General features: G+C 71.7%; 28 protein-coding genes. 13 read left to right on the top strand and 15 right to left on the bottom strand.

The window, feature by feature from the left end; translation table 11 throughout:
• Nucleotides 1–176: 176 nt before the first annotated feature.
• Complete coding sequence (locus QFZ64_RS11975) at nucleotides 177–1,505, top strand: ammonium transporter (protein WP_307064894.1); 1,329 nt, start codon at nucleotides 177–179, stop codon at nucleotides 1,503–1,505.
• Nucleotides 1,502–1,840 carry a P-II family nitrogen regulator gene (locus tag QFZ64_RS11970; RefSeq protein WP_307064892.1) on the top strand — a complete coding sequence of 113 codons (339 nt, stop codon included), beginning with the start codon at nucleotides 1,502–1,504 and terminating at the stop codon, nucleotides 1,838–1,840. The genes QFZ64_RS11975 and QFZ64_RS11970 overlap by 4 nt, the downstream gene beginning before the upstream one ends.
• A gap of 111 nt (nucleotides 1,841–1,951) precedes the next feature.
• Here the strand turns inward: QFZ64_RS11970 and QFZ64_RS11965 are convergent, their stop codons facing one another.
• The 8 genes from QFZ64_RS11965 to QFZ64_RS11930 all read right to left on the bottom strand — a co-directional run bounded on the left by QFZ64_RS11965 (nucleotide 1,952) and on the right by QFZ64_RS11930 (nucleotide 8,485).
• Nucleotides 1,952–2,305, bottom strand: a complete 354-nt coding sequence (locus tag QFZ64_RS11965; RefSeq protein ID WP_307064890.1) for a cytidine deaminase — start codon at nucleotides 2,303–2,305, stop codon at nucleotides 1,952–1,954.
• Between the two features lie 37 nt (nucleotides 2,306–2,342).
• Nucleotides 2,343–2,708: an MmcQ/YjbR family DNA-binding protein gene (locus QFZ64_RS11960; RefSeq protein ID WP_307064889.1), complete on the bottom strand. Its 366-nt coding sequence runs from the start codon at nucleotides 2,706–2,708 to the stop codon at nucleotides 2,343–2,345.
• The gene (locus tag QFZ64_RS11955; RefSeq protein WP_307064887.1) at nucleotides 2,705–4,006 is read right to left on the bottom strand and encodes a hemolysin family protein; all 1,302 of its coding nucleotides are present in this window, start codon (nucleotides 4,004–4,006) and stop codon (nucleotides 2,705–2,707) included. Before QFZ64_RS11955 ends, QFZ64_RS11960 begins: the two co-directional genes overlap by 4 nt.
• Nucleotides 4,003–4,500 carry an rRNA maturation RNase YbeY gene (ybeY, locus tag QFZ64_RS11950; protein WP_307064885.1) on the bottom strand — a complete coding sequence of 166 codons (498 nt, stop codon included), beginning with the start codon at nucleotides 4,498–4,500 and terminating at the stop codon, nucleotides 4,003–4,005. Before ybeY ends, QFZ64_RS11955 begins: the two co-directional genes overlap by 4 nt.
• Before the next feature lie 15 nt (nucleotides 4,501–4,515).
• On the bottom strand, nucleotides 4,516–5,610 hold the full coding sequence (locus tag QFZ64_RS11945) for a PhoH family protein (RefSeq protein ID WP_307064883.1): 1,095 nt from the start codon (nucleotides 5,608–5,610) through the stop codon (nucleotides 4,516–4,518).
• A 152-nt stretch (nucleotides 5,611–5,762) separates the two neighbouring features.
• A complete protein-coding gene (locus tag QFZ64_RS11940) occupies nucleotides 5,763–7,130 on the bottom strand; it encodes a GH1 family beta-glucosidase (protein WP_307064881.1) in 1,368 nt (455 codons plus the stop codon).
• Nucleotides 7,127–7,393, bottom strand: a complete 267-nt coding sequence (locus tag QFZ64_RS11935; protein ID WP_307064879.1) for a protealysin inhibitor emfourin — start codon at nucleotides 7,391–7,393, stop codon at nucleotides 7,127–7,129. The genes QFZ64_RS11940 and QFZ64_RS11935 overlap by 4 nt, the downstream gene beginning before the upstream one ends.
• Nucleotides 7,394–7,414: 21 nt before the next feature.
• Nucleotides 7,415–8,485, bottom strand: a complete 1,071-nt coding sequence (locus QFZ64_RS11930) for a M4 family metallopeptidase (protein WP_307064877.1) — start codon at nucleotides 8,483–8,485, stop codon at nucleotides 7,415–7,417.
• A gap of 232 nt (nucleotides 8,486–8,717) precedes the next feature.
• Here QFZ64_RS11930 and QFZ64_RS11925 point away from each other — a divergent pair, with 232 nt between their 5' ends.
• The 5 genes from QFZ64_RS11925 to QFZ64_RS11905 all read left to right on the top strand — a co-directional run bounded on the left by QFZ64_RS11925 (nucleotide 8,718) and on the right by QFZ64_RS11905 (nucleotide 14,005).
• The gene (locus tag QFZ64_RS11925) at nucleotides 8,718–8,963 is read left to right on the top strand and encodes a hypothetical protein (RefSeq protein ID WP_307064875.1); all 246 of its coding nucleotides are present in this window, start codon (nucleotides 8,718–8,720) and stop codon (nucleotides 8,961–8,963) included.
• 399 nt (nucleotides 8,964–9,362) lie between these two features.
• Entirely contained in the window at nucleotides 9,363–11,084 is a 1,722-nt protein-coding gene (leuA, locus tag QFZ64_RS11920) for a 2-isopropylmalate synthase (protein WP_307064873.1), read from the top strand.
• A 236-nt stretch (nucleotides 11,085–11,320) separates the two neighbouring features.
• Nucleotides 11,321–12,049, top strand: coding sequence for a TerB family tellurite resistance protein (locus QFZ64_RS11915; RefSeq protein WP_373430592.1), 729 nt, complete (start codon nucleotides 11,321–11,323; stop codon nucleotides 12,047–12,049).
• A gap of 324 nt (nucleotides 12,050–12,373) precedes the next feature.
• Nucleotides 12,374–13,123, top strand: coding sequence for a DNA repair protein RecO (gene recO, locus QFZ64_RS11910; RefSeq protein WP_307064869.1), 750 nt, complete (start codon nucleotides 12,374–12,376; stop codon nucleotides 13,121–13,123).
• Nucleotides 13,124–13,168: 45 nt separating this feature from the next.
• Nucleotides 13,169–14,005: an isoprenyl transferase gene (locus QFZ64_RS11905; protein WP_307064867.1), complete on the top strand. Its 837-nt coding sequence runs from the start codon at nucleotides 13,169–13,171 to the stop codon at nucleotides 14,003–14,005.
• A gap of 127 nt (nucleotides 14,006–14,132) precedes the next feature.
• Here QFZ64_RS11905 and QFZ64_RS11900 read toward each other — a convergent pair whose 3' ends face one another.
• The 4 genes from QFZ64_RS11900 to QFZ64_RS11885 all read right to left on the bottom strand — a co-directional run bounded on the left by QFZ64_RS11900 (nucleotide 14,133) and on the right by QFZ64_RS11885 (nucleotide 17,502).
• Nucleotides 14,133–14,540 (bottom strand): Fur family transcriptional regulator, encoded by a 408-nt coding sequence (locus QFZ64_RS11900; protein WP_307064866.1) that lies wholly within the window; start codon nucleotides 14,538–14,540, stop codon nucleotides 14,133–14,135.
• A gap of 59 nt (nucleotides 14,541–14,599) precedes the next feature.
• Complete coding sequence (locus tag QFZ64_RS11895) at nucleotides 14,600–15,598, bottom strand: metal ABC transporter permease (protein ID WP_307064865.1); 999 nt, start codon at nucleotides 15,596–15,598, stop codon at nucleotides 14,600–14,602.
• Nucleotides 15,599–15,632: 34 nt separating this feature from the next.
• A complete protein-coding gene (locus QFZ64_RS11890) occupies nucleotides 15,633–16,454 on the bottom strand; it encodes a metal ABC transporter ATP-binding protein (RefSeq protein ID WP_307064864.1) in 822 nt (273 codons plus the stop codon).
• A gap of 76 nt (nucleotides 16,455–16,530) precedes the next feature.
• A complete protein-coding gene (locus tag QFZ64_RS11885; RefSeq protein WP_307064863.1) occupies nucleotides 16,531–17,502 on the bottom strand; it encodes a metal ABC transporter substrate-binding protein in 972 nt (323 codons plus the stop codon).
• Nucleotides 17,503–17,684: 182 nt separating this feature from the next.
• Here QFZ64_RS11885 and QFZ64_RS11880 point away from each other — a divergent pair, with 182 nt between their 5' ends.
• The gene (locus tag QFZ64_RS11880; protein ID WP_307064861.1) at nucleotides 17,685–19,067 is read left to right on the top strand and encodes a glycine--tRNA ligase; all 1,383 of its coding nucleotides are present in this window, start codon (nucleotides 17,685–17,687) and stop codon (nucleotides 19,065–19,067) included.
• Nucleotides 19,068–19,155: 88 nt separating this feature from the next.
• Here QFZ64_RS11880 and QFZ64_RS11875 read toward each other — a convergent pair whose 3' ends face one another.
• Entirely contained in the window at nucleotides 19,156–20,082 is a 927-nt protein-coding gene (locus QFZ64_RS11875) for a helix-turn-helix transcriptional regulator (RefSeq protein WP_373430591.1), read from the bottom strand.
• Between the two features lie 137 nt (nucleotides 20,083–20,219).
• Here QFZ64_RS11875 and QFZ64_RS11870 point away from each other — a divergent pair, with 137 nt between their 5' ends.
• Both QFZ64_RS11870 and QFZ64_RS11865 read left to right on the top strand, forming a co-directional pair.
• A complete protein-coding gene (locus QFZ64_RS11870) occupies nucleotides 20,220–21,641 on the top strand; it encodes an MFS transporter (RefSeq protein WP_307064859.1) in 1,422 nt (473 codons plus the stop codon).
• Nucleotides 21,642–21,733: 92 nt separating this feature from the next.
• Nucleotides 21,734–22,201: a VOC family protein gene (locus QFZ64_RS11865; RefSeq protein ID WP_307064857.1), complete on the top strand. Its 468-nt coding sequence runs from the start codon at nucleotides 21,734–21,736 to the stop codon at nucleotides 22,199–22,201.
• Between the two features lie 65 nt (nucleotides 22,202–22,266).
• On the opposite strand, the gene QFZ64_RS11860 is transcribed toward QFZ64_RS11865, so the two are convergent.
• Nucleotides 22,267–22,425, bottom strand: a complete 159-nt coding sequence (locus QFZ64_RS11860) for a hypothetical protein (RefSeq protein ID WP_307064855.1) — start codon at nucleotides 22,423–22,425, stop codon at nucleotides 22,267–22,269.
• Between the two features lie 142 nt (nucleotides 22,426–22,567).
• Nucleotides 22,568–23,548: a GlxA family transcriptional regulator gene (locus QFZ64_RS11855; protein WP_307064853.1), complete on the bottom strand. Its 981-nt coding sequence runs from the start codon at nucleotides 23,546–23,548 to the stop codon at nucleotides 22,568–22,570.
• 175 nt (nucleotides 23,549–23,723) lie between these two features.
• On the opposite strand from QFZ64_RS11855, the gene QFZ64_RS11850 reads away from it, so the two are divergent.
• The 3 genes from QFZ64_RS11850 to QFZ64_RS11840 all read left to right on the top strand — a co-directional run bounded on the left by QFZ64_RS11850 (nucleotide 23,724) and on the right by QFZ64_RS11840 (nucleotide 25,593).
• Nucleotides 23,724–24,692, top strand: a complete 969-nt coding sequence (locus QFZ64_RS11850; RefSeq protein ID WP_307064851.1) for an NADP-dependent oxidoreductase — start codon at nucleotides 23,724–23,726, stop codon at nucleotides 24,690–24,692.
• Nucleotides 24,693–24,730: 38 nt separating this feature from the next.
• Complete coding sequence (locus QFZ64_RS11845) at nucleotides 24,731–25,051, top strand: NIPSNAP family protein (protein WP_307064849.1); 321 nt, start codon at nucleotides 24,731–24,733, stop codon at nucleotides 25,049–25,051.
• A gap of 95 nt (nucleotides 25,052–25,146) precedes the next feature.
• Entirely contained in the window at nucleotides 25,147–25,593 is a 447-nt protein-coding gene (locus QFZ64_RS11840; protein WP_307064848.1) for a heme-binding protein, read from the top strand.
• Nucleotides 25,594–25,650: the final 57 nt, after the last annotated feature.

The following is a 25,650-nucleotide window of genomic DNA, read 5'->3' as shown; positions in this document are numbered from 1 at the left end:
ACACAGCCGTACGCGACGTGAAACGCACGCCGGTGACGCTCGGGACGAGCCCCGCCCCCGCGGGCACCCGTCCCGGGAGGGCCGTCCCGCAAGGGCCCCTTCCCACGGCCCCGCCACACCAGGGCCGACCCGCGACGGACCCGCCCCGACGAGACCCGCCCCGAGGAGACCCGTCCGTGGAGACCGTCACCCTGTCCGCCGCCCACGCCTCGGCCCTCTCCGCCGGTGACACCGCCTGGCTGCTCGCCGCCACCGCCCTCGTCCTGCTGATGACCCCCGGGCTCGCCCTCTTCTACGGCGGCATGGTCCGCACCAAGAGCGTGCTCAACATGCTGATGATGAGCTTCGTCTCGATCGCCCTCGTCACGGTGGTGTGGCTGGCCGCCGGCTACTCCCTGGCCTTCGGCGACGACACCTTCGCCGGGCTGATCGGCGGCCTCGACCACCTCGGCATGGCCGGCATCGGCCCGGCCGACGTGCACGGCACCGTCCCCACCCTCCTCTTCGCCACCTTCCAGCTCACCTTCGCGATCATCACCGCCGCGCTGATCAGCGGGGCCGTCGCGGACCGGGCCAGGTTCGCGGCCTGGCTGGTCTTCGTCCCCGTGTGGACCCTCCTCGTATACGTTCCCGTCAGCCACTGGGTGTGGGGCCCCCGCGGCTGGGTCTCCGCGAGTCTCGGCGCCCTCGACTTCGCGGGCGGACTGCCCGTGGAGATCACCTCCGGCGCCTCCGGGCTCGCGCTCTGCCTGGTCCTCGGCCCCCGCCTGGGCTTCAAGAAGGACGCCATGCGCCCGCACAACCTGCCGATGGTGGTCATGGGCGCGGGACTGCTCTGGTTCGGCTGGTTCGGCTTCAACGCCGGCTCCGCGCTGCGCGCCGACGGGCTGGCCGCCGCGGCCTTCCTCAACACCCTCGCCGCCGGCTGCACCGGGCTCCTCGGCTGGCTCGTCGTCGAACAGCGGCGCGACGGCCATCCGACGACGCTGGGCGCCGCCTCCGGCGCGGTCGCGGGCCTCGTCGCCATCACGCCCTCCTGCGGTACGGTCTCGCTGCTGGGCGCGCTGGTCGTCGGCCTCGCCGCGGGCGTGCTGTGCTCGTACGCCGTGAGCTGGAAGTTCCGGCTCAACTACGACGACTCCCTCGACGTCGTCGGCGTCCACCTCGTCGGCGGGATCGTCGGCACCGTCCTCATCGGGGTCTTCGCGGCCCGCGGAATGACCGGCGGGGCCGAGGGGCTGCTGTACGGCGGCGGGTTCGGGCAGCTCGGCAGGCAGCTCGTGGCGGCGGCCGCGGTGGGCGCGTACGCCTTCGCGGTGACGTACGGCATCGGCAGGGCGCTCCACCGGGTCATGGGCTTCCGGGCGAGCGAGGAGCAGGAGCACACCGGCCTGGACCTTACGGTGCACGCCGAGACGGCTTACGATCACGGGGTTCTGGGGCACGGTGCCCCGGTCTCGTCCTCCGTGCTCCACTCCGCCCAGAAGGCCGGCAGCCAGCCATGAAACTCATCACCGCCGTCGTCAAGCCGCACCGCCTCGACGAGGTGAAGACCGCGCTGCAGGAACTCGGGGTGCACGGCCTGACCGTGACCGAGGCCAGCGGGTACGGGCGGCAGCGGGGGCACACCGAGGTCTACCGGGGGGCGGAGTACCGGGTGGACCTGGTGCCCAAGGTACGGATCGAGGTCGTCGTGTCCGACGCGGACGCGGAGCCGGTGATCGACGCGATCGTCGCGGCGGCGCGCACGGGGAAGATCGGCGACGGCAAGGTCTGGTCGGTCCCCGTGGACACGGTGGCCCGCGTCCGCACGGACGAACGCGGGGAAGCCGCGCTGTAGCCCCGCCCTCCAAGGGGCGCGGGGGACTGCGCGATCTTTTGGGGGTCCGGGGGCGGAGCCCCCGGGGACGGGAAGGGCAAGGGCGGCGGGGACGAAGGAAAGTGCCCCGGCTCAGCCCGCCGCGACCGTCTCCCGCACCACCCCGTCCGCCCCCGCGAGGAGAACCGGCGTCCCGGGCCCGCCGAGGTCCCGCACCGCCGCCAGGTCCTCCGCCGCGATCCCGTCGGCCCCGGACACCACCGCCGCCGCCTCCAGCGACGTCGCCCCCGACGCCACCGCCATCGCCACCGCCGTCCGCAACGCGCTCAACCGCAGCGAGGGAAGCTCCACGCTCCCCGCCACATACGTACGCCCCGTCTCGTCCCGCACGGCCGCCCCCTCGGGCACCCCGTTGCGGGCCCTGGCCGAGCGGGCCAGGGTGACGATCTTGCGGTCCTCGGCGTCGAGCGCGCTGCTGTCGGTCATGAGCCGAGCATACGAACCCGCCCGCCCGGCGCGTGCCTCAGGGGCGGTCCAGCCGCAGCCGCTCCGCCCGTGGCAACCCCGCCACGACCAGGTCGTACGAGTCCTCCACCAGCTCCCGCACCAGCCGGTCCGGCAGGGCCCCGTCCACCGTCACGGTGTTCCAGTGCCGCTTGTTCATGTGGTACCCGGGAACGATCAGCCCCTCGTGCCCCGGCGTCTCCCGGAGCCGCACCGCGTCCTCCGGGTCGCACTTCAGGTTGACCGTCAGCGGCCGCGCCCCTAGGTTCGTCAGCGCGAACATCTTCCCCAGCACCTTGAAGACCGAGGTGTCCGGGTTGAACGGGAAGTCCTCCACCACCGCGTTGAAGGACAGGCACAGGGCGCGCAGTTCCTGCGGGGTCATTCCGGTCTCGCCTCCGTCGGATCCGGCACCGCGGCCAACGGCTCCACCAGCACCGTCACGATCTTGTTGCGCCGCCCGGCCGCCGCCTCCGCCGTCAGCCGCAGCCCGCGTCCGTCGGGCAGTTCGACCTCCGAGGACGCGCCCGCGATCGGCACCCGGCCGAGCGCCTTGGCGAGCAGGCCGCCCACCGTCTCCACGTCCTCGTCGTCGTACTCCTCGACGCCGTACAGCTCGCCGAGGTCGCCGATGTCCAGGCGGGCGGTGACCCGGAAGCGGTCCTCGCCCAGCTTCTCCACCGGCGGCAGCTCGCGGTCGTACTCGTCGGTGATCTCGCCGACGATCTCCTCGAGGATGTCCTCGATGGTGACGATGCCCGCCGTGCCGCCGTACTCGTCGATGACGACCGCCACGTGGTTGCGCTCCTGCTGCATCTCGCGCAGCAGATCGCCCGCGTTCTTCGTGTCGGGCACGAAGGAGGCCGGCCGCATCGCCGTGGAGACCAGGTCGCTCTCCGTGTCCCGGCTGATGTGCGTCTTGCGGGCCAGGTCCTTGAGGTAGACGATCCCGACGATGTCGTCCTCGCTGTCCCCGGTGACCGGGATGCGCGAGAAACCGGAACGCAGCGCCAGCGTCAGCGCCTGCCGGATCGTCTTGTACCGCTCGATGACCACCAGGTCCGTGCGCGGCACCATCACCTCGCGCACCAGGGTGTCACCGAGCTCGAAGACCGAGTGCACCATGCGGCGCTCGTCGTCCTCGATGAGCGACTCCGCCTCGGCGAGGTCCACCAGCGCCCGCAGCTCCGCCTCGGAGGCGAACGGGCCCCGGCGGAAGCCCTTGCCGGGGGTGAGCGCGTTGCCGATGAGGATGAGCAGCGAGGGGATCGGGCCGAGCACCCTGGCCAGCGGCACGAGCACGTACGCGGCCACCGTCGCCGTGTTCAGCGGGTGCTGGCGGCCGATGGTGCGCGGCGAGACGCCGACCGCCACGTACGACACCAGCACCATCACCGCGATGGCGACGGTCAGCGCCTGGGCCGTGCTGTCGAACTCCTTCAGGCAGGCGTACGTCACCACCGCCGCGGCGGCCATCTCGCAGGCGACCCGCAGCAGCAGCGCGAGGTTCAGATAGCGCGTCGGGTCGGCGGCGACCTGCACCAGCATGGCGCCGCCACGCCGCCCGGACCGTACGGCCTCCTCGGCGCGGAAGCTGGAGATCCGCGCCAGGCCCGCCTCCGCGCAGGCGGCGAGCCAGGCGACGACGACCAGGGCGACGGCCCCGGTGAGGAGTTGGGTCATGACACGGTCGGGGCCGGGGAGGGACCGGTCATGCCCTTCTCGGCACGCCAGCCGTCCACGATGGCGGCCTGCAGCCCGAACATCTCGGCCTTCTCGTCGGGTTCCTCGTGGTCGTAGCCCAGCAGGTGCAGCACCCCGTGCACGGTGAGCAGTTGCAGCTCCTCGTCCATGGAGTGCCGCGTGGCCGCCTCGGCGCCCTGCCTGGCCGCGACCTCGGGACACAGCACGATGTCGCCGAGGAGGCCCTGCGGGGGCTCGTCGTCGTCCTTGCCCGGCGGACGCAGCTCGTCCATCGGGAAGGACATGACGTCCGTGGGCCCCGGCAGGTCCATCCACTGCTGGTGGAGCTGCTCCATGGCGTCGGCGTCCACGACGATCACCGAGAGTTCGGAGAGCGGGTGGATGCGCATCCGCGCGAGCGCGTGGCGGGCGATGTCGAGGATCGCCTGCTCGTCGACCTCGGTTCCGGATTCGTTGTTGACGTCGATCGACATGGTCGTGCCGTGTCTCTACTTCCCCTTGTGCCCGGACGACCGGCCCCGGCCGCCCGCCTCGCCCCGCTCGGGGCTCTTGTGGGTGCCGTTCTCGGTGCCGTGCGTGCTGTCGTACTTCTCGTACGCGTCGACGATACGGCCGACCAGCTTGTGCCGGACGACATCCTGCGACGACAACCGGGAGAAGTGGACGTCGTCCAGGCCCTCCAGGATGTCCTGCACCTGCCGCAGACCGGACTTGGTGCCGCTCGGCAGGTCCACCTGCGTCACGTCACCCGTGATCACGATCTTCGAGTCGAAGCCGAGCCGGGTGAGGAACATCTTCATCTGCTCGGGCGAGGTGTTCTGGGCCTCGTCCAGGATGATGAAGGCGTCGTTCAGCGTCCGGCCGCGCATGTATGCCAGCGGGGCGACCTCGATCGTGCCCGCCGCCATCAGCCGCGGGATCGAGTCCGGGTCCAGCATGTCGTGCAGCGCGTCGTAGAGCGGGCGCAGGTACGGGTCGATCTTCTCGTAGAGCGTGCCGGGCAGGAAGCCGAGGCGCTCACCGGCCTCGACCGCGGGCCTGGTCAGGATGATCCGGTTGACCTGCTTGGACTGCAGGGCCTGAACCGCCTTGGCCATGGCGAGGTAGGTCTTGCCGGTACCGGCGGGGCCGATGCCGAAGACGATCGTGTGCTTGTCTATCGCGTCGACGTACCGCTTCTGGTTGAGGGTCTTGGGGCGGATGGTGCGGCCGCGCGAGGACAGGATGTTCTGCGTGAGCACCTGCGCGGGGGTCTCCTGGCCGTCGCCCTCGCCGTTCTCGCTGGCCTGGAGCATGGCGATCGACCGTTCCACGGCGTCCTCCGTCATCGGCTGTCCGGTGCGGAGCACCAGCATCATCTCGTCGAACACGCGCTGGACGAGGGCCACCTCGTGGGTGTCGCCCACCGCGCTGATTTCGTTGCCCCGGACGTGGATGTCGGTTGCGGGGAACGCCTTCTCGATCACGCGCAGCAGGGAGTCTCCGGAGCCCAGCACGGTCACCATGGGGTGCTGGGCGGGCACGGTGATCTGCGCTCGTGCCTGCCCCTTCGCGGGGTCGTGCGCTGTGGATGTCTGAGTCATGGGCCGGCTCTGTAGGCCTTGCTCGTCCTCCTCGGAACGTCTCGCCCGCCGCACGGGCGTCCTGGTGATTCCAGTCATTCCAGAGTACGACGCGGGACTGACAGTGCCGTAGGGCTTTTCCGGGTCCCCGTGCCGCATGTCCGGCGGGCGTCTCAGCCGCGTTGTGCCCGTAGCGCGTCCCGCAGCCAGTGGTACGACGCCTTCGGCGTGCGCTCCAGCGTCGCGAAATCGACGTGCACCAGGCCGAAGCGCCGGGCGTACCCCTCGGCCCACTCGAAGTTGTCCAGCAGCGACCACACGAAGTAGCCCCGTACGTCCACGCCCGCCTCCATCGCCTCGTGCAGCGCGCGCACGTGGCCGTCGAGGTAGGCGATGCGGTCCTGGTCGTCCAGGCCCTCGTAGGAGCAGCCGTTCTCGGTGATGGTCACCGGGGGCAGCCGGTCGCCGTAGCGGTCGCGGAAGGCGGTGAGCAGTTCGGTGAGTCCTTCCGGGGCCACCGGCCAGCCGAAGTCCGTCACCGGGCGCCCCTCGATTTTCCGCACCGAGAACGGCAGTTCGGCCGGCATCGACACGCCCCCGAACTCGATCTCCGTGCCCTGCGGGGCGCCCACCCGGGTCGGGGCGTAGTAGTTGATCCCGTACCGGTCCAGCGGCTCGGCGATCACCTTCAGGTCCGCCTCGACCCGCGCCGCCGTGCCGGGCATCAGCTCGCCGAGGCCGTCGGGGTAGGCGCCGAGCAGCAGCGGATCGGCGAAGAGTCGGTTGAGGAGCAGGTCGTAGAAGCCGGCCGCCTCCACGTCCGCCGGTTCCCGCGACGCGGGCCAGGTCGGGCCGTGGGAGTTGGCGATCCCGACGTCCCGGGCCCCGGCCGCGCGCAGCGCCCGTACGGCCAGGCCGTGCGCGAGGAGCTGGTGGTGGGCGACGGGCAGCGCGTCGAAGAGGAGCCGGTGGCCGGGGGCGTGCACGCCGAGGGCGTGGCCCAGGAGGGTGTGCTCGGCGGGTTCGTTGAGGGTGATCCAGGTGGGCACGCGGTCGCCGAGCCGTGCGGCGACCCCGGCCACGTACTCGGCGAACCGCTCCGCCGTCTCCCGGGAGCGCCAGCCCCCGGCCTCCTCCACCCCAAGCGGCAGGTCCCAGTGGAAGAGGGTCGGTACGGGCCGTACGCCGGCCGCGCACACCTCGTCCACCAGACGGTCGTAGAAGTCGAGACCGCCGGGGCCGTTCACGCGCGGCCAGGAGATCGAGAAGCGGTACGCGTCCACGCCGAGGTCGCGCAGCAGGGCCACGTCCTCGGTGTGGCGGTGGAAGTGGTCGCAGGCCACCGCCGCCGTCGAGCCGTCTCTCACGCGCCCGGGTGCGGCGGTGAAGGCGTCCCACACGGACGGCTCTCGGGTGTCCGCCGCGCCTTCTATCTGGTGGGCCGAGGTGGACACCCCCCACAGGAACCCGGAGGGGAACCGGGGGAGAGGACGCACGTCAGGAGCGCCTGCCGGGGACGCCGCGGAGGTCACGGAGGTCACGCGCCCTCCTTCAGGACCCGGGAGATCAGTTCGCGCTGGGCCTCGGTCAGTCGGGGGTCCGCGCAGTACACGCTCGTCCCGTCCGCCGTGATCCGGTAGCTGAAGCCGTCCGGGACGCCGGAGGGGGGCCGGTCCCGGCCGTCGGCCAGCGCTCGCTGGGCCAGGGCCCGCCACTCCCCGGCGTCGGGCCGCCCCGAGGTGTCCACCTCGGCGTGCCGCTCGATGCCCGCGAAACCCCCTGTGCGCCTCACCTGAATTCGCATGACGTTCTGTGTAGTACGGATCTACAGCGTGCGCACCCCCACCTGCTCCCAGGCCTTGAGGACCCCCTGGAGTTCCTTGCCCTCGCCGTACCGCTCCCGCGCGGCGGACACGGTGAGGGTGGCGAAGTCGGTGAACAGGGCGTCCTCGTGCAGCTCGCCGCCGGTGAGCACGTCGTACCAGACCTGCCCCGCCCGCTCCCAGGCGTGGCCGCCGAGCGCGGTGGCGGCCAGGTAGAAGGCGTGGTTGGGGATGCCGGAGTTGAGGTGCACGCCGCCGTTGTCGCTGCCGGTGTGTACGTAGTCCTCCATCGTGCTCGGTTGCGGATCCTTGCCGAGGACGTCGTCGTCGTACGCCGAGCCCGGCTCCTTCATCGAGCGCAGCGCCGTGCCGGTGACGCGCGGCGCGAGGAGTCCGGCGCCGATCAGCCAGTCCGCCTCGGCGGCGGTCTGGCCGAGCGTGTACTGCTTGATCAGCGAGCCGAAGACGTCCGACAGCGATTCGTTGAGCGCGCCGGACTGGCCGAAGTAGGCCAGGTTGGCGCTGTGCTGGGTGACGCCGTGGGTCAGCTCGTGGCCGATGACGTCGACGGGGAGGGTGAAGTCGAGGAAGATCTCCCCGTCCCCGTCGCCGAACACCATCTGCTCGCCGTTCCAAAAGGCGTTGTTGTAGTCCCTGTCGTAGTGCACGGTGGCGTCCAGCGGCAGTCCGGATCCGTCGATGGAGTCGCGGCCGTACACCTTCAGGTAGAGGTCGAACGTGGCGCCGAGGCCCGCGTGGGCGCGGTTGACGGTGGCGTCCGCGGTCGGCTCGTCGCCCTCGCCGCGGACCTTGTGGCCGGGCAGTTCGGTGCCGTGGCGGGCGTCGTACACCGTGCGGTGCGGCTTGCCGGCCTCGGCCCCGGGGGGCGAGGCGACGGCGGCAGCGCCGACGACGGTGGTGAGCCGGCGCCGGGTGCGCTCCAGCGCGTCCCGTTCCAGGGTGCGGCGCGCGGGTCGCGCGAGTGCGGGGTCCTCGTGCCGGGCGAGCCGGTCGAGGACGTGCGGCGGAATGATCGTGCAGAAGACGGGCTCGGAGCCCCCGTTGCGGGTCATACGGGAACGATTGCACCGGGTCACCGCGTTGTCACTAGGCGCAACCGGAATTGATGAACGGGGAGGTGTGAGGTCGACGTGGCGGGTGCGCCGGCGGAAACCTGTCCGCGTTCACCCAACCTCCCCACTCGCCTTGGACCCTGGGCCGGGGCGCGCTCGTCCTACTCACCGTAAGTCCCACAGGGTCGATGACCGGCCTGGCCGGTCCGGCTCCTACCGTGAGGAGATACACGTGAAGTCCTGGCGTTCCCGTATCGCCGTCGCCGCCGTGATCGGCGCCGCGGCGGTCACCATTCCGCTGACCGCAGGTTCCGCCTCCGCCGTGACCGACCCCGACGGCTTCCAGCTGGCCAGTGGCAGCCGGACGCACGACGCATGCCAGGAGGAGGGCCGGTACGACCTCGAGTTCAACGGATTCCACGAGTTCCAGTGCCGCTGGAACGCGGCCTCGGGGTACTGGGAGGAGTGGGTCCGCTGAGCGGACCTCACAGGATGCACGCGGTGTCCCGCCGGGGCGCGCCGTCCCGCGGGTCGCGTGGCTGACCGCGGGCGGTGACCCGCCGGGAAGACAGCGGCGCCGGTCGGTGACTCTCGGACGGGTCACCGACCGGTGGAGCCGGCGGCGGCCGGCAGGCCAAGGCATCGGGCGCCCGGTCCCGCATACTGATACGTGGCCCCGCCCACCGCAGGCGGTCCGCTAGCATGCGGAGCATCATGCGTATCGGGCTGCTTCTCCTTAGCTGCCGCGGCGAGGGCCTGTAGTCGAGGCCGACCCCCTCCCCGCGGAGTTCGGCGTTGCGCCGTCGGCCGTGTCCCTTCCGGACCCGCTGACCCGCGGACACTTGGCCCGCGGACATCTCGAGGAGCCCACGCCACCATGGCAAACCGCCAGCAGCCCAGCACCATGCCCGTCCACAAGTACGGCCGCTACGACCAGGTCGACATCCCCGACCGCACCTGGCCGGAAGCGCGCGTCACCACCGCTCCCCGCTGGCTCTCCACCGACCTGCGCGACGGCAACCAGGCCCTGATCGACCCCATGTCGCCCGCGCGCAAGCGCGCGATGTTCGATCTGCTGGTGAAGATGGGCTACAAGGAGATCGAGGTCGGCTTCCCGGCCTCCGGCCAGACCGACTACGACTTCGTGCGCTCGATCATCGAGGAAGAGGGCGCGATCCCGGACGACGTCACGATCTCCGTACTGACCCAGGCCCGCGAGGACCTGATCGAGCGGACCGTGGAGTCCCTGAAGGGCGCCAAGAGGGCCACCGTCCACCTGTACAACGCGACCGCGCCCGTCTTCCGCCGCGTCGTCTTCCGCGGTTCCAAGGACGACATCAAGCAGATCGCCGTCGACGGCACCCGCCTGGTGATGGAGTACGCCGAGAAGCTGCTGGGCCCGGAGACCGAGTTCGGGTACCAGTACAGCCCGGAGATCTTCACCGACACCGAGCTGGACTTCGCCCTGGAGGTCTGCGAGGCGGTGATGGACGTCTACCAGCCCGGACCGGGCCGCGAGATCATCCTCAACCTGCCCGCGACCGTGGAGCGTTCCACCCCCTCCACGCACGCGGACCGCTTCGAGTGGATGCACCGCAACCTCTCCCGCCGCGAGTACGTCTGTCTGTCCGTGCACCCGCACAACGACCGCGGCACGGCCGTGGCGGCGGCGGAGCTGGCGGTCATGGCCGGCGCCGACCGCGTCGAGGGCTGCCTGTTCGGACAGGGGGAGCGGACCGGCAACGTCGACCTGGTCACCCTGGGCATGAACCTGTTCTCCCAGGGCGTCGACCCGCAGATCGACTTCTCCCAGATCGACGAGATCCGCCGCACCTGGGAGTACTGCAACCAGATGGAGGTCCACCCGCGCCACCCGTACGTGGGCGACCTGGTCTACACGTCCTTCTCCGGCTCCCACCAGGACGCCATCAAGAAGGGCTTCGACGCCATGGAGGCCGACGCGAAGGCCAAGGGTGTCACCGTCGACGACCTCGAGTGGGCGGTCCCGTACCTGCCGATCGACCCCAAGGACGTCGGCCGCTCCTACGAGGCCGTCATCCGTGTCAACTCGCAGTCCGGCAAGGGCGGCATCGCGTACGTCCTGAAGAACGACCACAAGCTGGACCTGCCGCGCCGGATGCAGATCGAGTTCTCGAAGATCATCCAGGCGAAGACGGACGCCGAGGGCGGCGAGATCACTCCCGCCGACATCTGGGCGACCTTCCAGGACGAGTACCTGCCCAACCCGGACAACCCCTGGGGCCGCGTCCAGGTGCGGACGGGGCAGTCGACCACCGACACCGACGGCGTGGACACGCTCACCGTCGAGGCGACCGTCGACGGCGAGGACACCGTCCTGACCGGTTCGGGCAACGGCCCGATCTCGGCCTTCTTCGCCGCCCTGCAGTCCCTCGGCATCGACGTACGGCTGCTGGACTACCAGGAGCACACGATGAGCGAGGGCGCCTCCGCGCAGGCCGCCTCCTACATCGAATGTGCGATCGACGGAAAGGTCCTGTGGGGAATCGGGATCGACGCGAATACGACACGTGCCTCGCTGAAGGCGGTCGTCTCCGCGGTCAACCGTTCCGCGCGCTGAACCGGCCGCTCCGCCCTGACCTCAGCTTTTTAGGCCCCCGTCCACCCCGCCCGGCGGACGGGGGTCCGTCGTTCGACCGTCGGGTACAGGCCAATCCGTGTAAGGGTCACACATAGGTCTCGTCCAAGGTACTGACTACGCGTCCACGATGTGGCTAACATCACGCAGACGCGACGACGTCGTCGCGGCACCACCCGCGCCCCGTAAGGGCCGCGGGGGAGTTACGGAGGTGCGACGTGCTGCCAGGACGGGGACGAAGCGGCCACAAAGCCGGAAACCGGCGCATGCCGCGCGCGCTCGCCATCCCCGTGACCCGCCTCGTCGGCACCCGCACCGCGTGGACCGCCGTCGGCGACGGCGAGTTCTTCTGCCCCGGCTGCGGCGGCGACCGCAACTACCAGCGGCTCACCGGGCGGCGCCGGCTGGCCGTCGCGGGCGTGCCCGTGCTGCCGCGCGGCGAGACCGGGCCCGTCGTGGAATGCGCCTCCTGCCGCCACCACTACGGCACGGACGTCCTGGACCACCCCACCACCGTGCGGTTCGCGGCGATGCTGCGGGACGCCGTGCACACGGTCGCCCTCGCCGTCCTCGCGGCGGGCGGCTGCGCCTCCCGTACGTCCCTGGAGACCGCCGCCGTCGCGGTGCGCGCCGCCGGCTTCGACGACTGCACGGAGGGCCAGCTCGCCGCGCTCGTCGAGGCCCTGGAGGCGGACACGGGGCGGGTGTACGGCCACGCGTGCGGCCCCGGCCTCGCCATAGAGCTCCACGAGGCACTGGACCCCCTGACCCCCCACCTCGCCCCGGCCGGCCGCGAGTCCATCTTCCTCCAGGGCGCCCGCATCGCCCTGGCCGACGGTCCGGACACCCCCGCGGAACGGGACGTCCTGGCAACGGTCGGCGCGGCGCTGACGCTGCCGGCGGAAGAGGTCACCCGCCTCCTGGAAACGGCGCGTACGCCGTCGTGACCCACCGGAGAAGGCCCGGCCGGCGCGGGTGGACCCGCCCCCGACCGGCCGCCGGACGGTGCCGTGCCACCCGTGACCGCGACACCGCCGGGCGAACCAAGACGCCCCGGATCAGACGTTTCCCGGTCCGGGTGAGGATCCGGGCCAGGCGGCCGGACACCTTCTCCTCGATGTGCTCATCCGCTGCGACCGGGTTCATCGCCGGGGGGGCTTCGTGTCCGCCCGTGGAACCGGGCGCTGTTCCGTGGAGTCGTGAAGGGGGCGGGGCGCGGGTTGTCCCGCCGGCCGACCGGCACACGTTCGGCGTAGGCGAGAATGGGGTCCATGAGCCTGTTCCGCGACGACGGCATCGTGCTGCGCACCCAGAAGCTGGGTGAGGCGGACCGCATCATCACCCTGCTCACGCGCGGTCACGGCCGGGTACGGGCCGTGGCGCGCGGGGTGCGGCGCACGAAGTCGAAGTTCGGGGCCCGGCTGGAGCCCTTCTCCCACGTGGACGTGCAGTTCTTCGCCAAGGGGAGCAGCGAACTGGTCGGGCGCGGGCTGCCGCTGTGCACGCAGAGCGAGACCATCGCCCCGTACGGCGGTGCCATCGTCACCGACTACGCCCGGTACACCGCCGGGACGGCCATGCTGGAGACCGCCGAGCGGTTCACCGACCACGAGGGGGAACCGGCCGTGCAGCAGTACCTGCTGCTGGTCGGCGGGCTGCGTACCCTCGCCCGCGACGAACACGCCCCGCACCTCGTGCTCGACGCCTTCCTGCTGCGCTCCCTCGCCGTCAACGGCTACGCGCCCAGCTTCGGCGACTGCGCGAAGTGCGGCATGCCGGGGCCCAACCGGTTCTTCTCGGTGGCGTCCGGCGGTGCGGTCTGCGTCGACTGCCGGGTGCCCGGCAGCGTCGTACCCTCGCCGCAGGCCCTGGAACTGCTCGGCGCGCTGCTGACGGGGGACTGGGCGACGGCGGACGCGTGCGAGGCGCGGTACGTGCGGGAGGGCAGCGGGCTGGTGTCCGCGTACCTGCACTGGCATCTGGAGCGGGGGCTGCGGTCCCTGCGGTACGTCGAGAAGTGACCCTGGTCATCGGATGACCCGACCATCGAAGGAGACGAGTAGCACATGGCCGTACGTGGGATCCTGGGGGGCCGGCGCCGGGAGTACAGCACGCCGGAGCCGCATCCGTCCGGTGCCCGTCCGCCGAAGCTCCCGGGCGAGCTGATCCCCAAGCATGTCGCGATCGTCATGGACGGCAACGGCCGGTGGGCGAAGGGGCGGGGGCTGCCGCGCACCGAGGGGCACAAGGTGGGTGCCGAGCGCGTGCTCGACGTGCTCCAGGGCGGTATCGAGATGGGCGTCGGGGCGATCTCGCTGTACGCCTTCTCCACCGAGAACTGGAAGCGGTCGCCCGAGGAGGTGCGCTTCCTCATGAACTTCAACCGCGACTTCATCCACAAGTCCCGTGACCAGCTCGACTCGCTGGGTGTGCGGGTGCGGTGGGTGGGGCGGATGCCGAAGCTGTGGCGGTCCGTGGCGAAGGAACTCCAGGAAGCGCAGGAGCAGACCAAGGACAATGACCGGATCACGCTGTACTTCTGCATGAACTACGGCGGGCGGGCCGAGATCGCGGACGCGGCGAAGGCGATGGCGGAGGATGTGCGGGCGGGGCGGCTGGAGCCGTCGAAGGTCAACGAGAAGACGCTCGCGAAGTACCTGTACTACCCCGACATGCCGGATGTGGACCTGTTCCTGCGACCGAGCGGGGAGCAGCGGACGTCGAACTACCTGATCTGGCAGAGCGCGTACGCGGAGATGGTCTTCCAGGACGTGCTGTGGCCGGACTTCGACCGGCGGGACCTGTGGCGGGCGTGTCTGGAGTTCGCCTCGCGGGACCGGAGGTTCGGGGGGGCGATTCCCAATGAGGAGTTGCTGGCGATGGAGGGGCGGCAGGGGGAGTAGAGCCGTGGGTGGGGGTGGGTGGGGTGCGTGTGAGGGGTTTCCCGCCCCTGCCGCCCCTGCCCGTCCCCGTCCGAACCTGGGTGGGGACTTCTCGCGCGGTCCCCCGCGCCCCTTACCGGGGCGTGTCCTACGGCGCGCAGTCCCCGCACGTGCCGAAGATCTCCAGGGTGTGGTCCACGTTGACGTAACCGTGGGTCGCGGCGATGGACTCGGCCCACTTCTCGACCGCGGGGCCCTCCACCTCGACCGCCTTGCCGCAGACGCGGCAGACCAGGTGGTGGTGGTGTTCGCCGGTGGAGCAGCGGCGGTAGACCGACTCGCCCTCGGACGTGCGCAGGACGTCGACCTCGCCGGCGTCGGCGAGGGACTGCAGCGTGCGGTAGACCGTGGTCAGACCGACCGAGTCGCCCTTGTGCTTGAGCATGTCGTGCAGATCCTGGGCGCTGCGGAACTCCTCCACCTCGTCCAGGGCCGCCGCCACAGCGGCACGCTGGCGCGTGGAACGTCCCCGTACGGGCTGGCCGGCGGCGGTCACCGTTGCCTCCTCACGTCTGCGTCTCGCGGGGCCATTGTGCCAGCCCCGGCTGTGCGGGGTCAGGCGTCGGCCCCCTCGGCCGGACCCCGCATGGCCGGAACGGTCGCTTCCGGCGGCTCGGGGGAGCCTGCCCGTTGCGACGGGGTCCATGCGGGCCGGTGCCCCGCCGCGGCCTCCGTCACGTCCTCGGCCGCATCGTCGGCCGCTTTCTCCACCACGGTCTTCGCCCCGCCCTCCGCCCGCCTGGCCCGGCGTCGGGCCAGTGGTGTCGCCAGCGCGGTGAGCACGACGAACACGGCGATGGTCAGCAGCACGATCGTCGCGCCGGGCGGTACGTCCTGGTAGTACGAGGTCACCGTGCCGCCGATCGTGACGCTCACGCCGATCACGACCGCGAACGCGAAGGTCGCCGCGAAGCTGCGGCCGAGCTGCTGCGCGGCCGCCACCGGCACCACCATCAGCGCCGAGACCAGCAGCAGGCCCACGACCCGCATCGCCACCGTCACGGTGACCGCGGCGGTGACCGCGGTGAGCAGGTTCAGGGCGCGCACCGGCAGGCCCGTGACCCGGGCGAACTCCTCGTCCTGGCTGACCGCGAACAACTGCCGCCGCAGCCCCAGGGTGACCAGGACGACGAAGGCGGCGAGCACGCAGATCGCCGTCACGTCCGACTCCGACACCGTCGACAGCGAACCGAACAGGTACGAGGTCAGGTTGGCGTTGGAGCCGCCCGGGGCGAGGTTGATGAGCATGACGCCGCCCGCCATGCCGCCGTAGAAGAGCATCGCGAGCGCGATGTCGCCGCGCGTGCGGCCGTACCAGCGGATCAGTTCCATCAGGACCGCGCCGAGGACGGAGACCGCGGTCGCCATCCACACCGGGGACCAGGAGAGCAGGAAGCCCAGGCCGACGCCGGTCATCGCGACGTGCCCGATGCCGTCGCCCATGAGGGACTGGCGGCGCTGCACGAGGTAGATGCCGACGGCGGGCGCGGTGATCCCCACCAGGACGGCGGCGAGCAGCGCCCGCTGCATGAAGGCGTAGTCGAGTATGTCCATCAGCTTTCCCTCAGCTCGGCAGTCCCGTTTTCCATCAGCTCAGCAGTCCCGTGCGGATCTCGGCGCCGGCGCCGGCGGGGGCGTGCGGGTGGACGTGGTCGTAGGCGTGGTCGTGGCCCGGCAGGGCGTGCCGGTCGGCGGCCCTCGGCGGCGGGCCGTCGTGCACGACGCGGCCGTCGCGCAGGACGACCGCGCGGTCGATCAGCGGTTCCAGCGGGCCGAGTTCGTGCAGGACGAGCAGGACGGTGACGCCCCGTTCGATCTGCCCGCGCAGGGTCTCGGCGAGCGCCTCCTGACTGGCCAGGTCCACGCCCGCCATCGGTTCGTCCATGAGCAGCAGTTCGGGTTCGGCGGCCAGCGCGCGGGCGATCAGCACCCGCTGGTGCTGGCCGCCGGAGAGCGCGTCCACGGAATCCCTGGCCCGGTCCGCCATGCCGACCAGCTCCAGCGCGTGGCGCACGGCGTCGCGGTCGGCCCGGCGCAGCACGCCGAAGCGGGTCCGGGAGAGCCGGCCGGCGCAGACCACCTCGGTCACCGTGGCGGGCACGCCGCCGGCGGCCGTCGTGCGCTGGGGCACGTACCCCACGCGCCGCCAGTCGCGGAACCGCCGCCGTGGAGTGCCGAACAGTTCGACCTCGCCTGCGGTGACGGGGACCTGGCCGATGACCGTGCGGACGGCGGTGGACTTCCCGGAGCCGTTGACGCCGAGCAGGGCGACGACCTCGCCGCGCCGCACGGTCAGGTCGACGCCGCGCAGCACGGTCCGCGAGCCCAGCTCGGCGGTGACACCCCGCAGGGCGATGACGGGTTCGGTGACGGACCCGTCGGGACCGGGATGCTCGGTCGGTCGGCTCACGGTCGTCTCCTCGGAAAACACTCGGCGCTCACTGGTACTCGCCTGCTGCGGGCACCTGTTGAACCGTTTCGGCGGGTCATTCGCTTCCCGGGTTTCCCAGGGCCTTCCGCAGCGCCTCGAGGTTGGACTCCATGACCTGGAAGTAGTCGTCGCCGCGGGACTTGCGCGTGATGCCTTCGATCGGGTCGAGGACGTCCGTCCTCAGATCGGTGTCCGAGGCGATCGTCTTCGCGGTCCTGTCGCTGACGAGCGTCTCGTAGAAGACGGTGGTGACGCCGTCGGCCTTCGCCATCCTCTCCAGCGCGTGGACGCGGGCCGCGCTCGGCTCCGACTCCGGGTCCAGGCCGTTGATGGCCTCCTCGGTGAGGCCGTAGCGCTCGGCGAGATAGCCGAAGGCGGCGTGGGTGGTGATGAACACCTTGGAGTCGGTGTCCTTCAGGCCCTTCTCGAACCGGGCGTCGAGTGCGTCGAGCTTCTTCACCAGGGCCGCGGTGTTCTCGCGGTAGGCGTCGGCGTGGTCGGGGTCGGCCTTCTCGAAGGCCTTGCCGACGCCCTCGGCGACCTCGGCGTAGCGCACGGGGTCGAGCCAGATATGGGGGTCCTTGCCGCCCGGCTCCTCCTCGCCGTGCTCGTCGCTGTGCTCGGCAGCGTGCCCGCCGACCTCGTTGCCGTGGTCCTCGAGCGTGGTCAGGGAGGCGGCGTCGATCTTCGTTCTGATCCCGGACTGGGCGACGGCGTCGTCCACGGAGGGCTGGAGCCGGCTGAGGTAGAGCACCGCGTCGGACTCCTGGAGCCGCGCGGTCTGCCGGGCGCTGATCTCCAGGTCGTGCGGCTCCTGGCCCGGCTGGGTCAGGCTCGTGACGTGCACGTGGTCGCCGCCGATCGACTCGGCGAGGAAGGCGAGCGGGTAGAACGACGCCATGACGTCGAACTTGGCGGTGTTGCCGCCGGCCGCGTCGGCGGAGGAACAGGCGGAGGTGGCCGCGAGGGTGAGCGCGGAGACCGCGGTCAACGCGGCCGTGGGTATGAGTCGACGCCGGATGTTCATGACAGTCATTTTCAATGACAATGGAAATGATTGTCAACTAGCGTCCGCAGGGTCCCGAGTGCGAGGCGGTCGGCCCCTTTTGTCACCGGTGTCCGTACAGCGGCCCCACCGATTTGATGCGAGCCCGGGCCACGCCGGTAACCTGAAGCATTCGCGCCGTTCCGTCGTATGAAGAGAGCATCGTGGCCGCCGACAAGATCGACACCATCGTCAGCCTGAGCAAGCGCCGTGGCTTCGTGTACCCCTGTAGTGAGATCTACGGCGGGCAGCGCGCCGCCTGGGACTACGGCCCGCTCGGCGTCGAGCTCAAGGAGAACATCAAGCGCCAGTGGTGGCGTTACATGGTCACCTCCCGCGAGGACGTCGTCGGTATCGACTCGTCGGTGATCCTGGCCACCGAGGTCTGGGTGGCCTCCGGCCACGTCGCCACCTTCACCGACCCGCTGACCGAGTGCACCTCCTGCCACAAGCGCTTCCGCGCCGACCACCTGGAGGAGGGGTACGAGGAGAAGAAGGGGCACGCCCCGGCGAACGGCCTGGCCGACATCAACTGCCCCAACTGCGGCAACAAGGGCACCTTCACCGAGCCCAAGCAGTTCTCCGGCCTGCTCTCCACGCACCTCGGCCCCACCCAGGACTCCGGCTCGGTCGCCTACCTGCGCCCCGAGACCGCCCAGGGCATCTTCACCAACTTCGGCCAGGTCCAGCAGACCTCGCGCCGCAAGCCCCCCTTCGGCATCGCCCAGATGGGCAAGTCCTTCCGCAACGAGATCACGCCCGGCAACTTCATCTTCCGCACCCGCGAGTTCGAGCAGATGGAGATGGAGTTCTTCGTCAAGCCGGGCGAGGACGAGACGTGGCAGGAGTACTGGATGGAGCAGCGCTGGAACTGGTACCGGGGTCTCGGCCTGCGTGAGGAGAACATGCGCTGGTACGAGCACCCGAAGGAGAAGCTCTCCCACTACTCCAAGCGCACCGCCGACATCGAGTACCGCTTCCGCTTCGGCGGCTCGGAGTGGGGCGAGCTGGAGGGCGTCGCCAACCGCACCGACTACGACCTCAGCGCCCACTCCAAGGCCTCCGGCCAGGACCTGTCGTACTTCGACCAGGAGGCCGGCGAGCGCTGGACGCCGTACGTCATCGAGCCGGCGGCCGGTGTCGGCCGCACCATGCTCGCCTTCCTGCTGGACGCCTACGTCGAGGACGAGGCGCCCAACGCCAAGGGCAAGATGGAGAAGCGCACGGTGCTGCGGCTCGACCCGCGCCTGGCCCCGGTGAAGGTCGCCGTCCTGCCGCTGTCGCGCAACCCCGAGCTGTCGCCGAAGGCGAAGGGGCTCGCGCAGGCGCTGCGCCAGAACTGGAACATCGACTTCGACGACGCGGGTGCGATCGGGCGCCGCTACCGCCGCCAGGACGAGATCGGTACGCCGTTCTGCGTCACCGTCGACTTCGACACGCTCGAGGACAACGCGGTGACCGTGCGCGAGCGTGACTCGATGAAGCAGGAGCGGGTGTCCCTCGACCAGATCGAGGGATACCTGGGGAGCCGGCTCCTCGGCTGCTGAGTCGTCGGCTGCCGGTTCGTCGCAGTCGCGCACTTGCGGTTTCTCGTGCCGTTCCCCGCGTCCCTCCAGGGCGCGGGGAACGGCTTTCTCATGCCAGTGCCGCAAGCGCCTGCAGGCGTTCCAGGCGGGCACGGGTCTCGTCGTCCGCCGGGGCGTAGGTGACCAGCCGGGGGCCGTTGCGCGGGCCCAGCCAGAGGTCGGTGTGGTCCAGGGTGAGCAGGCCGACCTGGGAGTTGCAGAACTGCTTGCGCTTGACGCGCGGGCCCACCACCTCGTGCCGCTCCCAGATCTCGACGAACTCCTCCGACTCGGTGAGCAGCCGGTTCAGGAGGAACTTCCAGGCGGGCTCGGCGAGATGCTCGGCCATCGTCGCGCGGAGCTTGGCGGCCATCAGCCGCAGCACCTCCTCGCGGTTGGTCAGCGACGTGCGCCACTGTGGGTGGGTGTAGGCGAGCAGGATGCAGTTGCGGTCCTCCACGGGGATCGCGTCCAGATCACAGAGCATCCTCCCGTAGGTGCGGTTGTACGCGAGGATGTCGTACCGGCTGTTCTGCACGCAGGCGGGCAGCGGCTCCAACTGCTTCAGCAGGATGTGCTGTGCCGGGGTGACGGCGGAGCAACTGCCGCTGGGCGCCGGGTCGACGGCTCCGGCGAGGTTGAACAGGTGCGCCCGCTCGCTGGAGTCGAGCAGCAGCGCCCGGGCCAGGGAGTCCAGGACCTGCACCGAGACCTGGATGTTGCGGGCCTGCTCCAGCCACGTGTACCAGGTGACGCCGACCGAGGAGAGCTGGGCGACCTCCTCGCGGCGCAGCCCTGGGGTGCGCCGGCGCAGGCCGCGGGGGAGCCCCACCTGTTCGGGCGTGACATGCTCGCGGCGGTGCCGCAGAAAGGCGGCCAGTTCGTGCCGCCGTACCGCCGACGCGGAGCCCTCGTGTCCGGCGGGGGTCGCGCGTACGGGCATGGTCTCCCGCGCGGTCGCGTGTACGGGCGTGGTCTCCTGCGCGGTCGTCGTCATGATTCCATGGTGCCGTGCGCCGGATCCTGTTGCCAGGTGGTTCCGCTACCAGGATAAAGACACTCTGGTACCAGCCTGGGGTCCGGCGGAGCCTCGGTGAGGTGACGAAGACTCTTCCCCCCTCACCCTCTTCCGCCTTGTCGACCTCTGCTGCCTCCTCGGTGACTTCCGGTGCGCCGCCCGTGCTCGGCGCGCTCGGGCTGTTCACCGTGCTCCTGGGCGCGGCGCTCCCCCTCATCGACTTCTTCATCGTCAACGTGGCCCTGCCGACGATCGGCGAGGACCTGCACGCGGGCGAGGCCGTCCTCGAACTCGTCGTCGCCGGTTACGGGGTGGCCTACGCCGTCCTGCTGGTCCTCGGCGGACGCCTCGGCGACCTCTTCGGCCGCCGCCGGCTCTTCCTCGGCGGCCTGGCCGCCTTCGGCCTGGCCTCGCTCGCCTGCGGTCTCGCGCCGGACGCCTGGACGCTGGTCGCGGCCCGCGCGGCGCAGGGCGCGGCGGCCGCGGCGATGCTGCCGCAGGTGCTCGCCACCATCCAGGCCGGCACGGCCGGAGCCCGCCGGGCCCGCGCCATGGGCCTGTACGGGGCGACGGCCGGACTCTCCATGGTCGGCGGGCAGATCCTCGGCGGTGTCCTCGTGGCCGCCGACATCGCCGGCAGCGGCTGGCGCGCGGTGTTCCTGGTGAACGTGCCGGCCGTCCTCGTCGGCCTGGTCCTGGCCGTGCGGGCCGTCCCCGACACCCGCTCGCCGCGCCCGGAGCCGGTGGACGGCCCCGGCACCGTGCTGCTCGCCGCCTCCCTGCTGACCCTGCTGGTGCCGCTGACCGAGGGCCGGGCGGCCGGCTGGCCGCTGTGGACCTGGGCGGCACTGCTCGCCTTCCCCTTCGTGGCCTGGGGCTTCTACGCCGTGGAGCGCAGGGCCGACCGCGCCGGCCGCACCCCGCTCGTGCCGCCGAGTCTGTTCGCGCTGCCCTCGCTGCGCCGGGGCCTGATCCTGCTGGCGCCGTTCTCCGTCGGCTTCAGCGGCTTCATGTTCGTCCTCGCGGTCGCGCTCCAGCAGGGTGCGGAGCTGGGGCCGGTGGCGGCCGGGGTGACGCTGGTGCCGATGGCGGCGGCGTTCTTCGTCGTCTCGCTGTGCGGGCCGCGTCTGGTGGCCCGGTTCGGCACGCGCGTGGTGACCGCGGGCGGGCTGATCCAGGTCGTCGGCCTGGTGCTCATCGCCCTGGCGGTCCGGCGGGACTGGCCCGACCTGGGCATCGTGACGCTGCTCCCGGGCGGGGCGGTGGCCGGGGCGGGGCAGGCGCTCCAGATGCCGGTCCTGTTCCGCGTCATCCTCTCCGAGGTCCCGACGGCCCGCGCGGGCGTCGGCAGCGGCGTCATGATCACCACCCAGCAGTCGGCGCTCGCCCTCGGCGTGGCGACACTGGGCTCGCTGTTCCTGGCGCTGGCCCCGGGGATGGGCATGCGCGACGCGCTGGTGACGACGCTGCTGGCCCAACTCGCCCTGGTCGTCGTGACGGTGGCGCTGAGCCTGCGGCTGCCCAGGGAGGTCGGCTGAGGTCGGCTGAGGACGGGGCGGGTGGGGGCGGCGGGGGCGGCGGGGGCGGTGACGCTGGACAGGGTGCCCTCCCGCCCCGTAGAAGCGATCCCATGACTGCGCACTCCGAAGCCCTGCACGTCAAGCTCGTCGTCGACACCGCCGACGCCCCCGCGCTCGCGGACTTCTGGGCCGCCGCGCTGGGATACACCGTCGAGGACAACAGCGCCCTGATCGAACGGCTCCTGGCGGCCGGACGGCTGCCGCAGGCGGCGACGGCGGAGCACGACGGGCGCCGCGTCTTCCGCGGCCTCGCCGCGATCCGGCACCCCGACGACCCCTACGACGAGACCACCGGCATCGGCACGGGCCGGCGCATCCTGTTCCAGGACGTGCCGGAGCCGAAGACGGTGAAGAACCGGCTGCACCTCGACGTGCACGCGGGGGAGGAGGGCCGGGAGCGGACCGTCGCCCGACTGGAGTCGCTGGGCGCGCGGCGGGTCGAGGAGGTCGACCGGGGCCCGGCCGGCCACTGGTGGGTGATGCGCGACCCCGAGGGCAACGAGTTCTGCGTCGCCTGACACATGCCTGAGGGGGTGCATCTGAGGGGTGCACCTGGGCTGGGGGGCGTTGCCCGACGGCCCCCTCAGTGCGCCCGTAGCCCCGTCATCAGCAGGTCGAGGAGGGCCGCGGCGGTGGCCTCCGGTCCGGGGGACTGCCGGAAGCTGCCGTAGGACACCCGGGCCCGGACGGTCTCGGTGAGCTGTCCGGTGAGGACGCCGAGCGCCCGCGCCACGTCCGTCACGGTCGCCTTGGCCGGGCCGTGCCCGGCGCAGCACCTTCTCGGTGGCGTCGAGGACGCGGTCGGCGGTGAGGACGTCGCTGGCCGGTGCCATGCGGGAGACGGTACGCGCGGGGACCGGCGATCGGCGCGCGGGAAGGCGCGGTCACCGCGCGGCCGCCGGCTCCGGGGCGCTGTGGGCGCGGCGGTAGGCCAGCGGCGACAGGCCCACGTGCGCGTGGAACTGCTGGCGCAGGGCGACGGGGTTGCCGAAGCCGCAGGCGGTGGCGATCCGTGCGACGGGCAGGTCGGTGGACTCCAGCAGCAGCCGCGCGTGCGCGAGGCGCCGCTGCGCCAGCCACTTCAGCGGGCTGCTGCCCACCTCGCCCCGGAACTTCCGGGTGAACGTGCGCACACTCATGTGCGCGTGCCGTGCCATGTCCTCCAGCGTGAGCGGCTCCTCCAGCCGGTCCAGCGCCCACTGCCGGGTCGCCGACGTGGAGCGGTCGGTGTCCTGCGGGACCGGGTGCTCGATGAACTGCGCCTGCCCGCCCTCGCGCCACGGCGCCACCACGCAGCGCCGCGCGGCGGCCGAGGCCACCGCCGCCCCGTGGTCCAGCCGGACCAGGTGCAGGCACAGGTCGATGCCCGCCGCCCCGCCGGCGGACGTCAGGACGCGTCCGTTGTCGACGAACAGCACCTCCGGGTCGACCTCCACCCGGGGGAAGAGCCGCGCCAGCGCGTCGCACAGCGCCCAGTGGGTGGTCGCCCGTCTGCCGTCCAGCAGTCCGGCCGCCGCGAGCAGGAAGGCCGAGGTGCACAGGCTGACGATGCGGGTCCGCGGCCCGATGCGGCCGAGGGCCGCGGCGACGTCGGCAGGGAGCGTGCCGGTCGACAGCAGCTCCCGGCCGGGCTCCTGCGTGGCGAGGACGACGGTGTCCGCGGTCTCCAGCGCCGACTCGTCGTGATCGACGACGATCCGGTAGTCCTCGTGCGTACGGACCGGCCGGCCGCCCAGGGAGCAGGTCGTGACGGAGTACAGACGGGTCCCGTCCGGCGTGCAGGCCTCGTTGAACACCCGGGCGGGGATGCCCAGGTCCAGCGGGAGGACTCCGTCGAGGGCGAGGACGACGACTCGATGCGGCATGGCCGGAATGCTACTACAGGTGGCCTTCCGGCCACTCACTTGCCTCTGCGGCCGCCGGGCACTCTCTTCTTGCCGGGACACGGTCCCGGCAAGAAGTGAACGTCGGACGTACAGCGCGGGGCGCGCGGAACCCAGTGCGCGGCGCGCGGAGTGCACAGCACGGAGCGAGGACATCATGAGCAGCGACAACGTCATGCGGGCCGTCACCCTCAAGGAGTTCGGCGGACAGGAGGTGCTGACCGTCGAGGAGGTCGCGCGCCCCGAGCCGCTGCCCACCGAGGTGCTGGTGCGGGTGCACGCCGCCGGCGTCAACCCGGTGGACTGGAAGACCCGTGAGGGCCAGGGCATGGCGGGGCTGCAGAAGTTCCCGCTGATCCTGGGCTGGGACGTCTCCGGCGTCGTCGAGAAGGTCGGCTTCGGCGTCACCACCCTCGCGCCCGGCGACGAGGTGTACGGCATGCCGTGGTTCCCGCGTGCCGCGAGCGCCTACGCCGAGTACGTGACCGCGCCCGCCCGGCAGTGGGCCCGCAAGCCGGCCACCCTCGACCACGTGCACGCGGCCGCCGTGCCGCTGGCGGCGCTGACCGCCTGGCAGATCGTGGTCGACACCGTCCACGTGCAGCCCGGCCAGCGCGTGCTGATCACGGCCGCTGCCGGTGGGGTGGGCCACTTCGCGGTGCAGTTCGCCCGGCACCTCGGCGCGCACGTGATCGCCACCGCGAGTGCCGGCCGCCACACCTGGCTCAAGGAACTCGGCGCCGAGGAGACCGTCGACTACACCACCACCCGCTTCGAGGAGGCCGTCTCCGACGTCGACGTCGTCATCGACCTGGTGGGCGACGCGCACGACAGCACGAGCACCCGCTCGCTGAAGGTCCTGCGCCCCGGCGGACTGCTGGTGTCCGTCCCGGGCGGTGTCTCCCCGGAGCTGGCCGCGGCCGCCGAGGCGGCCGGTGCGCGGGTCACCGGGTACCTGGTCGAGCCGGACGGCCCGGCGCTGACCATGATCGCGGGGCTGATCGACGCCGGCGAGGTCTCCGTCGAGGTGGCGGGCACCTTCCCGCTGGAGCGGGCCGCGGAGGCCCACGCCCGCGGTGAGGAGGGCCGCACGCGCGGCAAGCTCGTCCTGACCGTCACGGACTGACGCCCCCAGCCCTTTCCCACCGACAACGGAGCAACGACATGTACTACGAGATCCGCCGCTACCAGGCCCACCCCGGACGCCGTGACGAATGGGTGCGGTACATGGAGGACGTGGTCATCCCGTTCCAGACCTCGCTCGGCATGGACGTGACGGCCTCCTTCGTCGACGACGAGGACGAGGACGGCTACATCTGGATCCGCCGCTTCGAGGACGAGGCCCAGAGCAAGGCCCTCTACGAGGCCGTCTACGAGAACGACCGGTGGAAGAACGAGATCGGTCCGGTCGTGTACGGCCTGCTGATCCCCGAGAAGTCGGTCGTCACCCGCGTGTCCCCCACCCCCGCCTCGCCCCTGCGATGACGCGGCCCCGGACCACGTGGTCCTCGCCCCGGACCGAGCAGTCCTCGCCCCGCCCCACACAGCCCCGCACCCGGAACAGCGACAGAGGAACCCTCATGACCACCGACACCCTCCAGAAGTCGGCCCCGACCCCGTCCGTCACCCAGGCAGCCGCCGGCGCGCTCATCGCGGCGGTCCACGCCGCCGCCGCCCGGATCGGCTTCGCCGCGGCCGTCGCCGTCACCGACCAGGGAGGACACCTCAAGGCGTTCGACCGGCCCGACGGCGCGCCCTTCCTGACCGCCGAGGTCGCCCTCGACAAGGCCTGGACCGCGGCCTCCTTCCAGCTCCCCACCCACACGTGGAACGAGTACCTCGCCGACCCGAAGGTCGCGCCCCTGGGCGGCCACCCCCGCCTGATGGCCGTCGGCGGCGGCTACCCGCTGCTCGAGGACGGGCGGTGCGTCGGCGGGCTGGGCGTCTCCGGCGGCAGCCACGAGCAGGACCGGCTGGCCGCCGAGGACGCGCTGACCGCGCTCGGGTTCGCCCTGCCCGGTCACTGACCTGGCCCAGGAGAGCGGGCCGGGGGCAGAGGGCGGCGTTCACCCGAACGGCCCGGT

This window comes from Streptomyces sp. B3I8, from assembly GCF_030816915.1.
GTDB lineage: Bacteria > Actinomycetota > Actinomycetes > Streptomycetales > Streptomycetaceae > Streptomyces.
The sequence above is the reverse complement of the archived record's forward strand: the minus strand, read 5'-3'. Positions and strand labels throughout refer to the sequence as shown.